This is a genomic window from Paenibacillus sp. BR2-3 (genome assembly GCF_046529485.1).
Classification (GTDB): domain Bacteria; phylum Bacillota; class Bacilli; order Paenibacillales; family Paenibacillaceae; genus Paenibacillus_AQ.
In genome coordinates this window covers 4,023,384-4,035,704 of the sequence record NZ_CP126311.1, presented here as the reverse complement: position 1 = coordinate 4,035,704, position 12,321 = coordinate 4,023,384, and the positions used below count along the sequence as shown (strand labels likewise).

The 12,321-nt window shown below is 49.8% G+C and carries 14 protein-coding genes and 1 pseudogene; 14 read left to right on the top strand and 1 reads right to left on the bottom strand.

The genetic code is table 11. From position 1 onward, the window contains the following. Positions 1-18: 18 nt before the first annotated feature. Entirely contained in the window at positions 19-1,230 is a 1,212-nt protein-coding gene (locus tag PaeBR_RS19480; RefSeq protein ID WP_410512163.1) for an MFS transporter, read from the top strand. Positions 1,231-1,325: 95 nt separating this feature from the next. Here the strand turns inward: PaeBR_RS19480 and PaeBR_RS19475 are convergent. After that, positions 1,326-2,552, bottom strand: a pseudogene (locus PaeBR_RS19475) (NAD(P)/FAD-dependent oxidoreductase). 181 nt (positions 2,553-2,733) lie between these two features. On the opposite strand from PaeBR_RS19475, the gene PaeBR_RS19470 reads away from it, so the two are divergent. From PaeBR_RS19470 to PaeBR_RS19410, 13 genes are all read left to right on the top strand, one after another. Further along, positions 2,734-2,967 carry a hypothetical protein gene (locus tag PaeBR_RS19470; protein ID WP_410512162.1) on the top strand — a complete coding sequence of 78 codons (234 nt, stop codon included), beginning with the start codon at positions 2,734-2,736 and terminating at the stop codon, positions 2,965-2,967. Positions 2,968-3,023: 56 nt separating this feature from the next. Beyond that, entirely contained in the window at positions 3,024-3,410 is a 387-nt protein-coding gene (locus tag PaeBR_RS19465) for a spore coat protein (protein ID WP_410512161.1), read from the top strand. Positions 3,411-3,651: 241 nt separating this feature from the next. After that, entirely contained in the window at positions 3,652-4,152 is a 501-nt protein-coding gene (locus PaeBR_RS19460) for an Lrp/AsnC family transcriptional regulator (protein WP_410512160.1), read from the top strand. A 13-nt stretch (positions 4,153-4,165) separates the two neighbouring features. Then, positions 4,166-5,383 carry an aminotransferase class I/II-fold pyridoxal phosphate-dependent enzyme gene (locus PaeBR_RS19455; RefSeq protein WP_410512159.1) on the top strand — a complete coding sequence of 406 codons (1,218 nt, stop codon included), beginning with the start codon at positions 4,166-4,168 and terminating at the stop codon, positions 5,381-5,383. A gap of 171 nt (positions 5,384-5,554) precedes the next feature. Beyond that, a complete protein-coding gene (locus PaeBR_RS19450; RefSeq protein WP_410512158.1) occupies positions 5,555-5,812 on the top strand; it encodes an aspartyl-phosphate phosphatase Spo0E family protein in 258 nt (85 codons plus the stop codon). 185 nt (positions 5,813-5,997) lie between these two features. Then, positions 5,998-6,981, top strand: coding sequence for an IS4 family transposase (locus PaeBR_RS19445; protein WP_410512157.1), 984 nt, complete (start codon positions 5,998-6,000; stop codon positions 6,979-6,981). A 71-nt stretch (positions 6,982-7,052) separates the two neighbouring features. After that, positions 7,053-7,319: a hypothetical protein gene (locus PaeBR_RS19440; protein ID WP_410512156.1), complete on the top strand. Its 267-nt coding sequence runs from the start codon at positions 7,053-7,055 to the stop codon at positions 7,317-7,319. A gap of 265 nt (positions 7,320-7,584) precedes the next feature. Next, the gene (locus PaeBR_RS19435; protein WP_410512155.1) at positions 7,585-8,139 is read left to right on the top strand and encodes a hypothetical protein; all 555 of its coding nucleotides are present in this window, start codon (positions 7,585-7,587) and stop codon (positions 8,137-8,139) included. Positions 8,140-8,178: 39 nt separating this feature from the next. Further along, positions 8,179-8,742: a cob(I)yrinic acid a,c-diamide adenosyltransferase gene (locus PaeBR_RS19430; RefSeq protein WP_410512154.1), complete on the top strand. Its 564-nt coding sequence runs from the start codon at positions 8,179-8,181 to the stop codon at positions 8,740-8,742. Between the two features lies 1 nt (position 8,743). Next, complete coding sequence (locus tag PaeBR_RS19425; protein WP_410512153.1) at positions 8,744-9,730, top strand: RluA family pseudouridine synthase; 987 nt, start codon at positions 8,744-8,746, stop codon at positions 9,728-9,730. A gap of 195 nt (positions 9,731-9,925) precedes the next feature. Further along, positions 9,926-10,291 carry an arsenate reductase family protein gene (locus PaeBR_RS19420; protein WP_410515247.1) on the top strand — a complete coding sequence of 122 codons (366 nt, stop codon included), beginning with the start codon at positions 9,926-9,928 and terminating at the stop codon, positions 10,289-10,291. A gap of 29 nt (positions 10,292-10,320) precedes the next feature. Further along, positions 10,321-11,247: a 5'-3' exonuclease H3TH domain-containing protein gene (locus PaeBR_RS19415; protein ID WP_410512152.1), complete on the top strand. Its 927-nt coding sequence runs from the start codon at positions 10,321-10,323 to the stop codon at positions 11,245-11,247. A 167-nt stretch (positions 11,248-11,414) separates the two neighbouring features. Further along, positions 11,415-12,296 carry an ROK family protein gene (locus PaeBR_RS19410; RefSeq protein WP_410512151.1) on the top strand — a complete coding sequence of 294 codons (882 nt, stop codon included), beginning with the start codon at positions 11,415-11,417 and terminating at the stop codon, positions 12,294-12,296. The last annotated feature ends 25 nt before the right edge of the window (positions 12,297-12,321 follow it).

Below are 12,321 nucleotides of genomic sequence, written 5' to 3'. Positions count from 1 at the left end.
GAGATCGAGGGGGATTCGATGAAGGCTTTGCTAAAGGGACAGGCTCTGCTGTTACTGGCAGTCAATGGATTGTTTGTGATGGCAGGTGCGCTGTCAGGCACTTTCCTGAACGTTTATTTATGGAAAAGCCGCCAGGATTTCGTTATGATCGGCTGGTTCACGCTGGCTCAGCAACTGGCGATGGGTCTCAGCTTTTGGATCGCCGGGAAGTGGGTTAAAGAACATAACAAGATGAATGCCCTGCGGCTCGGTATTGCCGTATCGGGCCTTTTTTATATGCTGGTGCTGTGGCTTGGAGGAAATGCGGTATATTATATCTGGCCGCTTGGATGTATGCTGGGCATAGCAACCGGTTTGTTTTGGCTGGCGTTTAATATTGTGTATTTTGAAATTACAGAGGCTGGGAATCGAGACCTTTTCAATGGCTGGATCGGTCTGCTGGGTTCGTTAACCGGGATCGTAGGTCCCTGGCTGTCAGGTTTGCTAATCTCCTATATGCATGGCGAGCGCGGCTATCGCGTGGTCTTTATCCTGTCGCTTTGTATTTATGCTTCTGCCGTTGTCTTGAGTTTTTTTCTTAAAAAGCGTAAAAGCGAAGGTGTGTATCGGTGGCTAGAGCCATGGAAGCAGCTGCAAAGCGCTCAAAGTCATTGGCGTCCGGCGGCAGCAAGCCTTGTTTTCCAGGGCTTAAGGGAGGGTGTATTCTCATTTCTCATCGGTCTCCTTGTGTATATAGCCGCCAAGGATGAAAGCAAGCTGGGCCAATATATGCTCATTACCTCAGCCGTATCCTTGTTCAGCTATTGGGCAGCGGGAAGATGGTTTAAGCCAAACCAACGCTCGGTAGGAATGCTGATAGGCAGTGTTATGATTGTGGCCGTTATTTCGCCGCTTTTATGGAAGGTAAGCTATGGCACTTTGCTCATTATGGGGATAGGCACCTCACTGTTCATCCCGCTGTACATGCTGCCTATGGTATCGACCAGTTTTGATCTTATGGGCGAAACAAAGGAGAGTGTCGACAAGCGGGTAGAGCTTGTGGTACTGCGTGAGCTTAGCTTAATGACCGGCAGGGTTGCCGGTACATTCATATTTATTGCCGTGCTGTCTGTGAGCGGGTCTCCGCGTACGATTACCCTGCTTCTGCTGGCTCTGGGGGTTGCTCCGGTGGGGAGCTGGCTGTTTATGCGGCGTATATTGCCCCGTGGCAGGGACGGCAGCTCAGCTTGAGAAGCGGTGCATGGTGACAGCCTATTGGCCAAAATAATACAGCAAAGCTCCTCTATTGCGGCGAGGGGTTTTGCTGTATTTTACTGACATATGAATTATTTCTCTGGGGAAGGCTTTGCCGATCTCGTAAGTGAGAACAAATCCATCTCCGGGCGGACTTTCCCTTGAAGCGTATCGGTAATGAGGTCCGCAGCGATCATACTAAAGACCGTTCCGTTACCGCCGTAGCCTTCTACAAAGTAACAGTGCGGAAATCGCGGATGGGGCCCGATATAGGGGAGTCCGTCATGCGTTGTGCCGAAGACGGCACCCCAGGCGTATTCCAGCTCCACTCCCTTAGTTTCGGGAAACAGCTTCCCGATCTCCGAGAGAAGTCTTTGACTCCGGGAGAGGACCCGGATATCACGCTGCTCCGGATTTGTCAGCTGCTCATCCTTCCCGCCCGCAATGATGCGGCCGTCAGGAGTGGTCCGGAAATACAAAGAGGGGCGGGCCGTCTCCCAGATCAGGCTTTGTTCATGCTATGTGGGGAATGTCTTTAATGGCCGGGTCATTACTGCGTATGTATTGATCAGCTTAGCGCCCCGGTCCTTTTTTATCTCCTGTGTTTCGTAGCCCATAGCAAAAATTACATTCCTGGCAAAGATTCGGCCGCCATTGGTATGGCAAACAACCCCATCCTCCATGAATTCATAATTCCAGGCTTCAGTTTTTTCAAAAACACGGACACCTCTGGAGTAGGCTTTCGCAATTAGACTGTGCACCATACGGAATGGATTGGTCTCCGCATCACCGGGGGAATACAATGCCCCGGGTTTGGAGAAGGAATAACTGGAAGCAATTCGGTCTTCTTCCCAGAACTCCGTCTCGAAGCCATGAGTCTTTAGATTCTCATATTCCTGCCGCAGCGCAGGGACATCCTCCGGGGAGCTGGCGTATAAAAGACTGCTGCGGGGGATCAGATGCGGGTCGATATCCAGTTTGTCAGACAGCTTGAACATCGACTGGAGAGCCTCACGGCACAAGCTGTAGAACATTACGCCCTGCTTCTCCCCAAAAGTATTCATACATGAGGTAAGTGATTCATCATTGGATATCTGCAGCAGTCCGGTATTGGCGAGAGTGCTGCCACTGCCTATGGCCCTTTTATCAATCACAATGGTATCTGCTCCGCTTAGGGATAACCGGTAAGAAGCCATTGCCCCGCCCATCCCGCTCCCCACTATAAGGCAATCGCAGCGGGCATCCCTTTGAAGGGCTCTATAGGCTGGCAGGTTAGGCAAAGTATAAATCCAGGGCAGCTGTCCACTGATTAAGTTCATGTATTTCTCTCTCCTTTGATCTTTGGGATCTGTAGTATTTGCAGGCTTTTTCCCCGTCATGCGTTGCTTGGCAACCGTACAGCCGCTTTAGCATTCCTTGTGAAATTGGACACATAAAACGAAGGCACTAAAGGCATACTAAACCTTGTTTGAATTATCATTTAAGGAGGGAACACAAATCATGCAATCCACCCAAATGCAGCCACTCACCCAAAAAGAACTGGAATATATCGCCGACTCCATTTCAAATGAGGATTTGCTCATCAAACAGCTGGCCGCCACAGCAGGCACTACGCAGAATACAACGGTTCGTCAAATGTGCATGCAGCACCTGCAAAGTCATACACACCATATGAATGCGTTGACGCAACTGATACAGCAGCATCAGCAATATGCTCCGACACAGCCTCAATAATTTCAAGTATTTATCCGATGGAGCGCTGCTCCGCAAAACTAAAAGGAGGTATTACAGTGAACGCACAAAACGGATCAGCATTTATGCCGGATGAGGATTTGCTTAATACGATATTGGCTGATTTAAAGCGGACGGTACGGGAGTACACAACAGCTGCCACTGAGTCTAACTGTCCGTCTGTAAGACAGACCTTTAATGAACTCACAATGAATACGCTGCGTCTTCAGGGCGATCTGTATCAGCAAATGCGGCAATTGAACATGTACTCCGCGCCATCCAGTGCACTTCGATTCGATATCGATAAGCAGTTGCAATCTGCGATGCAAACCCAGCAAAAAAGCCAGCAGTTTGTCCAGCAAAAGACTAGCGGAACCATTCCTTACGCCCAGGCGCCGAACGTTCCGGTTCATCAGCCGAACGTGTCGAACGGTTATTATATGTAACCCTGCTGCCGTCTGTATGAAGCTTGGAATGATCGACACGGATCGACAAACAACCGCCTGTTCTACCGGATAACCCGGAAGCACGGGCGGTTTTTGCTGTGGAAAAGCTGGTACTGCAATTAAAACGATTCTTCTTGTTTGCGAAACTCCCATTTTCATGTCATATTAGTATTAAATCTTTTTCGCAGGCGACGCTGCATACCCCGCGTTACGTCAGATGCGAACAATCCGGAGGGAAGGCATGAAGGAAATGAACGAGCTGAAGAGGAAAGTGCTGGAACTGCTCAAGGAGGACGCGAGAAGCTCTACCGAGCTGATGGCCACGCTGCTAGGAGCGGAAGAGGACGATATCAAGACTGTGATTGAGCAAATGGAAAAAGAACATGTCATTGTAAAATACGCTACAGTGGTTAACTGGGATAAAGTGGATGACGAAAGAGTGACCGCACTGATAGAGGTGCAGATTACCCCTGAAAGAGGACGGGGTTTTGAAGGCATTGCCGAGCGGATCTATTTGTATCCGCAGGTGAAATCCGTCTATCTCATGTCAGGCGCCTATGATTTGCTGGTAGAAGTGGAAGGCCGCAACCTGAGGGAAGTAGCCAATTTTGTATCCGAGAAACTGTCGCCTATTGATGCAGTACTGTCAACTAAAACAAACTTTACGCTTAAAAAATACAAGCAGGACGGGATCATTTTTGAAGAGCATGAAGAAGATAACCGCCTGATGATCTCTCCGTAAAGGAAGTTAGAATATGATCACGAATAATACGCAGCTTACCGGAGACAATCATAAGTCGATGAATTCTTATCTGGCACCTTTGGTCCAACAAATTCAGCCATCGGGCATCCGCAAGTTTTTTGATTTGGCTGCAGGCAGCAAGGATATCATTTCTCTGGGTGTAGGGGAGCCCGACTTCAAGACTCCTTGGCACGTCAGGGAAGCTTGCGTCTATTCGCTGGAAAGAGGGTTTACGGGCTACACTTCAAACGCAGGTATGCCGGAGCTGCGGGAAGGTATAGCGAATTATTTGCATACCCGGTTTGCCGTCGAATACAACCCTGCCAATCAGATCATAGCGACTGTGGGCGGGAGTGAAGCCATTGATCTGGCTTTGCGTGCGCTTATAGCGCCCGGGGATGAAATTCTGATTCCTGAACCGTGTTATATTTCATATTCACCCATTACGTCGATTGGGGGCGGCATTCCGGTCGGCATTGAGACGTTCGGCAAGGACAACTTCAAGCTTACTGCTGAGGGGCTGGAGGCCAAAATTACCCCACGCTCCAAAATCCTGATTCTCTGTTATCCCAGCAACCCGACCGGTGCGATTATGACAAGGGCGGATTGGGAGCCAATTGCCAAGGTTGTAGAGAAGCATGATCTGATTGTTATTTCGGATGAGATCTATGCTGAATTAACCTATGGCAGCAATCATGTGAGCTTTGCTTCATTGCCAGGAATGATGGACCGGACCATTCTGGTCAGCGGCTTTTCCAAGGCTTTTGCGATGACAGGCTGGAGAATGGGGTACGCCTGTGGTCATCCCGAACTTATCTCTGCCATGCTGAAGATTCATCAGTATACCGTTATGTGTGCACCATCCATGGGCCAGGTGGCAGCGCTGGAGGCGCTGAATAATGGCATGGAGGAAAAGGATCGCATGGCTGATTCTTATAACCAGCGGCGCCGCTTGATCGTTAAGGGCCTGCGGGAAGCCGGGCTGGAATGCCACGAGCCGCAAGGAGCGTTTTACGCTTTTCCCAGCATTCAGGGAACGGGTTTGACCTCTGACGAATTTGCCCAGCGGTTGCTGCGCGAATACAAGGTAGCTGCTGTTCCGGGCAGTGTGTTCGGACTGGGCGGTGAAGGGTACTTACGCTGCTCCTATGCTACTTCGGTATCACAGCTGAACGAGGCAGTCGAACGTATTGGTGCCTTCGTGAAGCAGCTTGAAAAGGAAAGAGTGTAGTGAGTTTTATGCGAAATAGTGAATAAATATTTATCCTATGAAAAAATAGAGGTAGCGGACATCTTTATTTTATGGTATAATTTTACTTCGAGAGTAAAGTATTAAATATTTACTTGGTTTCTTATGCAGTAATGCATGATGAAGTGGTAGTTAACAAATTGTTTAGGAGGGATGATTGTGCTTAGTGCCGATTATTACTTACCTTCCTATGGCGGGGAATGCTTCTCGGGAAGCGGGAAACGGTCCGCCAAGGAAGATGCTTCTTCGCACCGTCCCTCTCTGGAAGATGAAATCCGGATACTCCGGGGGAGAATGGAGCAATTATTTATACAGGAAAATTCATTTACCTCGGATAATGTAATTGAAATTAGCAGCATGCTGGATCTGAAGATAAATGAATATATGAAGGCGCGTCCCCGCAGGAAATAACGACGGGGTCAACAAAGAGGGTCCATCGGGCAATGTCATTAAGTTAAGGCGCAAGGCCAAAAATCAAGAAAAAGAGCAGGTTATCGAAAAGATAGCCCGCTCTTTTTTTTGCACTAAAAAAAGAACTTGACAAGCAGATGGAAATGTGTGGCGAAGCCCCTTGAAAAAACGAGGAGGTTACGCCAATGGATGAGTACGCGATCTCGCTAAAAAAAACGCTGACATCCCTCATACGAAAAATGTCAGCCGCACCCGCTCCTTTTGTCAAAAACCCTGAAAAAGATTTTACCCGAAAGAAAAAGCTGCCCTTTGAAACGGTCATGCAACTCCTGATTTCCATGGGAGGAAACAGCCTTTACAAGGAACTCTTGGAATCGCAGGGCTATGACGTAAACACCGCAACCACTTCTGCTTTTGTCCAACAGAGGAATAAAATCCTGCCGTCTGCTGTGGAATTCTTGTTTCACGAATTTACGCAATCCTATACGGATATCAAGGACTACCGAGGGTATCGATTACTTGCCATTGACGGTTCGGATTTGCATATCGCAACCGACCGGGCGGACACGGATACCTATTTCCAAAGTCAACCGAACACGAAAGGCTACAACCTTCTGCATTTGAATGCAGCCTATGACTTATGCAACAGACTTTACGTGGATGCCATTATTCAGCCACGGAGGTTGTGCAACGAGGGAAGGGCGCTGGCTGCCATGGTTGACCGTTCCCCCATTCAAGGCAAAACCATTGTTACTGCCGATAGGGGTTATGAAAGTTACAACAATTTCGCGCATATGGAACGCAAAGGGTGGAGCTATGTCATACGGGTTAAGGATTTGGATTCGAATGGCATTCTTTCGGGCTTGCATCTGCCCTCTGGCGGAGCGTTTGATATGGACGTTCATCTGACACTCACCAAAAAACAAACCAAAGAGGTCAAGGCTCATCCTGAGATGTACAAGTTCGTCCCTTCCACGTCTACCTTTGATTTTTTAGATTTGCACGAGAACTTGTTTTACCCGATTTCCTTTCGGGTTGTCCGTTTCGTCCTGCCGGGTGGCGCTTATGAAACCGTCATTACGAATCTTTCTGCCGCTGATTTCCCACCCGATGAAATCAAGTCCATTTATAACATGCGATGGGGCATTGAAACTCTTTCCGGGCATTGAAATACACCGTCGGCCTGACGAATTTTCACGCAAAGAGACAAGAGTCCATCACCCAAGAGATTTTTGCAAGAATGATCCTGTACAATTTCGCTGAAATGATGACCTCGCACGTCGTCATTTCCCAAATGGATAAACGGCACCCCTACCAAGTCAACTTCACGGTTGCCGTTCACGTTTGTAGACATTTCCTGCGCTCACGGGACGATGAACCCCCGCCCGATGTAGAAGCACTGATTCGCAAGAACATTTTGCCGATTCGACCCATTCGCCCAGGGCAGAAGAATACGCGCAAAATCCGCTGGAAATCAGTCGTTAGCTTCGTCTACAGAGTAGCATAATTCGTTTCGTATGAACATTTTTTTAAGCGGATATTCCGTCCGCTTGTTTGCTGTGCGCTTTTTTCTTGCTTGCACCAAAAAAACAAACGGCACAGGGCTTTTTCCCATGCCGTTTCGGATTCCATTTTTATTCCCAGTCTTATCTTTGAGCTTATCTTAATGACATTGGTCCATCGGGCCCTCTTTTTGTATATTCCTCGATTCCCTCGTCTTCGATTCCCTCATATGGTACATTAATATTATGTGATTTTAAGGGGGAAGTGCTTTGAACGGAAAGTGGAAGGGCAGTCTAGTGGCTGCGCTCCTGTTGCTTGTGACTTTGCTGGCGGGCTGCGGAGGAGACAATAACGAGAATACGGTTACTGTTTTTATGATGGATAAAGCCGGGAGTCCGGGCAGTATCGGGGATACTATGCAGAAGAGCCTGCAGGACAAGCTGGGTCCTGACCTTAAAGTGGAGTTCAACGCGATGGGTATATATAACATACAAAAACTGATGGTGGAGTATGCGGCCGGGATGAATGATATTATGGTTTTGTCCAAAGAGGATGTTCTGAATTACGGGAAAAATGGAGCGAACCTGCCGCTGGATAAGTATTTTTCAGCTGCTGATTATCCCGAGGGTGTCTTTGAAGGGGGAGTCGAACAGGCGGATAGCAGTGACCTTAAACAGGAAGAGCATTTGTATGCAATCCCCGTCTCTAAGCTGAAAATGTTCCAGGATTCGGGATACGCGCCTGAGGGTTTGTTTGTAACGGTTCCGGTTTCAACAGGCAACTTCGAACAAAGCATTTCGGCCATAAAAGCAATGATGGAATAAGCGGAAATGATTCCGTAACCCGTTGGAGGAGGAAGACCTATGGCGATATATACACGTACGGGAGATAAAGGGGAGACCTCGGTCATCGGCGGCCGGGTAGGCAAGGATGATATCCGTGTGGAAGCTTACGGGACAATTGATGAACTGAACGGCTTCGTAGGGCAGGCACGAAGTTTGATGGAGGACGAGAAATTTGCGGATGTACGGGAACAGCTGCTGGAAATTCAGCATGAGCTGTTCGATTGCGGCGCGGATCTGGCGTTCGTGAAGATCAGTGAGACCAAGTATAAGCTGAAAGGCGAGATGTCCGAACGGCTGGAGGGCTGGATCGACAGTCTTCAGGAAGAGAATCCGAAGCTGGAGCGTTTCATCCTGCCGGGAGGAAACCCGCTGTCCTCGGTGCTGCATGTCTGCCGCACCGTGTGCCGCCGCGCGGAGCGGCGTGTGGTCACCCTGGGACGAAGTGCGGATATTAATCCGGAAGCAATCACCTATCTTAACCGTTTGTCGGATTACTTCTTCGCTCTAGCCCGGGCGGCCAATACGCGTGCAGGAATTGCTGACGTAGAGTATGTGCGCAGCAAGAAGGTGTTCCGGGACTAATATGACCAGCTATTATTCACCGATTACTTATATCGTTCCGTCTTCAGAGGACGGCTGGCTGCTGAAAACCATCCTGCAGAAACGGATGGAGGTATCCCGCAAGCTGTTGTCCCGCCTCAAGATGACGGAGCAGGGCATTACCCTTAACGGAGAACGCGTCTATATCAGCATACGTGTCAAAGCCGGGGATACCGTGCAGATTCGGATGGAGACGGAAACGTCTGAGGATATTCTGCCCCAGCCGATTCCTTTTGAAATTTTGTACGAGGATGAGCATCTGCTTGTCGTCAACAAGGCGGCAGGCATCATTGTGCATCCAACCCACGGGCATTATACCGATACGCTTGCCAATGGAGTTGTCTATTATTGGGCGCAAAAAAATGAGCACTATCGCTTCCGGCCTGTTCATCGATTGGATCAGGAGACCTCCGGTGTGCTCGTCATTGCCAAGAATCCCTATAGTCACCAGCATATTTCCGAGCAGATGATTGCCGGATCGGTGGACAAGCGTTACGCTGCGTTTGTGCACGGCGTTCCAGCAGAGCCGGGGGGTGATATTGACGGTCCGATTGATCGTGACCCTGCGGAGCCGCACCGGCGCATTGTAACGCCGGACGGCTATCCGTCCTTAACTCGTTACGAGGTTAAGGAAAATTACCTTAACGGCTCCCGTGTCGAGCTGAAGCTGGAGAGCGGCCGTACCCACCAAATTCGGGTACACATGACCTCTATCGGCTGTCCGTTAATCGGCGATAGCATGTATCGCCACGTGCTGTACAACCAGCCGGAATTGACGCCTTCCCAAGCTAAGCAACTGGAGCTCGTCTCTTCTCTGGACGCCGCCATCTCCCGCCAGGCACTGCATGCGGTGCGGCTGACATTCAAGCATCCCGTACTGCTGACAGAAATAACCTTTGAAGCTCCCCTGCCTTCCGACATGGCGAAGCTGGAGGAGACCCTGCGGCGCCGCGTCCAAGCAGGCGAATAGGATGTTGTAATAATCATCCGGTGATGAAGTAACGAAGGGGAAGTTTGGAACTGGAGGAGCGCTAGCGACCGCCTTTGTCTCCGGATGTTTACCGCAGCAAGCGGACTAATCCAAAACATCTGGAGACAACAGCGGCCGGAAGTCCAAACATTCCCCGTAGTTGCGAACTATAAACCGGATATCAAGGAGCAGACTATGAGCAAACTTAAAATATATCAATATCCAAAATGCAGCACCTGCCGCAGCGCCGTGAAATGGCTGCAAGCACAGGATCATGAGCTGCAGCTTCAACATATAGCAGAGCAGCCGCCGGGCGTAGAGGAGCTGCGCATACTCGTGGGCAACAGCGGGCTCGAATTAAAGAAGTTTTTTAATACAAGCGGTGAGGTGTACAAATCACTGGGGCTTAAAGACAAGCTGCCCGGCCTCAGTGAGCAGGAACAGCTGGAGCTTTTGGCTGGCAACGGCATGTTAATCAAACGTCCGATTGTCAGCGATGGGAAGAAGGTTACGGTGGGCTTCAAGGAAGAGCAGTATGCCGAAGCCTGGAGCAACGCCTGATTTTATTATTACAAAGGGAGAGGGTTACAATGAAAGCAGAAACAACGGGCCGCATATTGATTGTAGACGGAATGGCGCTGCTGTTCCGGGCCTTTTATGCCACCTCCTACGGAGGCTATATTCGCAAGACAAGCGCCGGAATGCCGACGAATGCGGTATATGGATTTTTGCAGTATTTTTTCGATGCGGTCAGCACCTTTGAGCCTTCTCATGTGGTGTGCTGCTGGGATATGGGCAAAGGTACCTTCCGTACCGAAAGGTACGACGGATACAAATCGAATCGGGCTGAGCCACCACTGGAGCTGATCCCCCAATTCGAGCTGGTGAAAGATGTAGTCGCGGAACTCGGCGTGCCAAACGTGGGCATTGTGGGGTATGAGGCGGATGATTGCATCGGCACGCTGGCTTCGTGCTTTAGTGCGGAGTCCGAGGTGTATATACTGACGGGTGACCACGATATGCTGCAGCTTGTGAATGACAGAGTTAAGGTCGTTATTATGAAAAAAGGGCGCTCCAACTATAAAGTATACGATCCTGCCGAACTGCTGGAGGAAAAGGGATTGACTCCTCTTCAGGTCATCGACCTGAAGGGCTTCATGGGAGATACAAGCGACAACTACCCCGGTGTACGCGGCATTGGCGAGAAGACGGCTCTAAAGCTTCTGATTGAATACGGCACGGTTGAGGGCGTAATTGAAAATCTGCATCTCCTGCCCAAAGGCGTACGGGCCAAGATTGAAGCGGATCTGGAGATGCTGCATTTGTCTCGGGAGCTGGCAGAGATCCGCTGCGATGTGCCGATCGTCTGTACGTTAACCGAATGTCTGTGGGAATTGCAGCGGGAGACAGCGGCACGCAAATTCCAGGAGCTGGAGTTCGGCAGCCTGATGCATCTGATTGCTGCGGTGCAGGATGAACGGGGTATTGTGCAGATTGAGCTTGGGGATTTGGGTTAATAGAAAATGGATAACTTATGCCTAGCCGCATAAAGTTATCTTTTTTTCGATATGTCAACCGCTTGTTATAATTTCTTCTACCAATGTATAATAGACTCATAAAGCGCTTTATAAACAGGGAAGCCGTTTAGCGGGATTACGCTTAAAGGTGAAGGGAGACTGCTGCAGTGGAATTATTGGGAGCGATTGAAGCCGGAGGAACTAAATTTGTATGCGGGATTGGCAAAGAGGATGGCACGATTATCGACCGGGTCAGCTTTCCGACAACCACCCCCGAGGAAACGATGGGGCAGGTACTGAAATATTTTGAAGGCAAGGAAGCAAAAGCTATCGGGATTGGCTCCTTCGGACCGATTGACCCGGTGCTTGGCAGTCCAACCTATGGTTACATCACAACGACGCCAAAGCCTCATTGGGGCCAGTATAACCTTGTCGGTACGGTAGCAGAGCGCTTCAATGTGCCTATCGGATTTGACACGGATGTAAACGGAGCGGCACTTGGAGAGTATACCTGGGGAGCTGCTCGTGGTTTGGACAGCTGCCTTTATATTACGGTGGGTACAGGAATCGGAGCAGGCGCTGTTGTAGGGGGCAGGCTCATTCATGGATTGTCACATCCGGAGATGGGGCATATTGTTGTCCGCCGTCAACCCGAGGATACCTATGCCGGCTCTTGCCCCTATCATGGGGACTGTCTGGAAGGTCTGGCAGCAGGCCCGGCCATAGGACACCGCTGGGGCAAGCCGGCAGGCGATCTGCCCGCCGATCATCCTGCATGGGAGATGGAAGCGCATTATCTGGCCCATGCCCTTATGAGTTATGTACTAATTCTGTCCCCGCAAAAGATTGTGATGGGCGGCGGAGTCATGAAGCAGAGCCACCTGTTCCCGCTGATCCGCACCAAGCTGCAGGAATTGCTTCAAGGTTACGTGCAGCATCCAGCCTTGAATGCCGATATTGACAATTATATTGTTCCTCCGAAGCTTGGAGACAACGCAGGCTTGTCAGGCGCGTTGGGACTGGCAAAGCTAGCAATCGGCAGAGAGTAGTATAAAAAGGATTGACTGTTCCGTA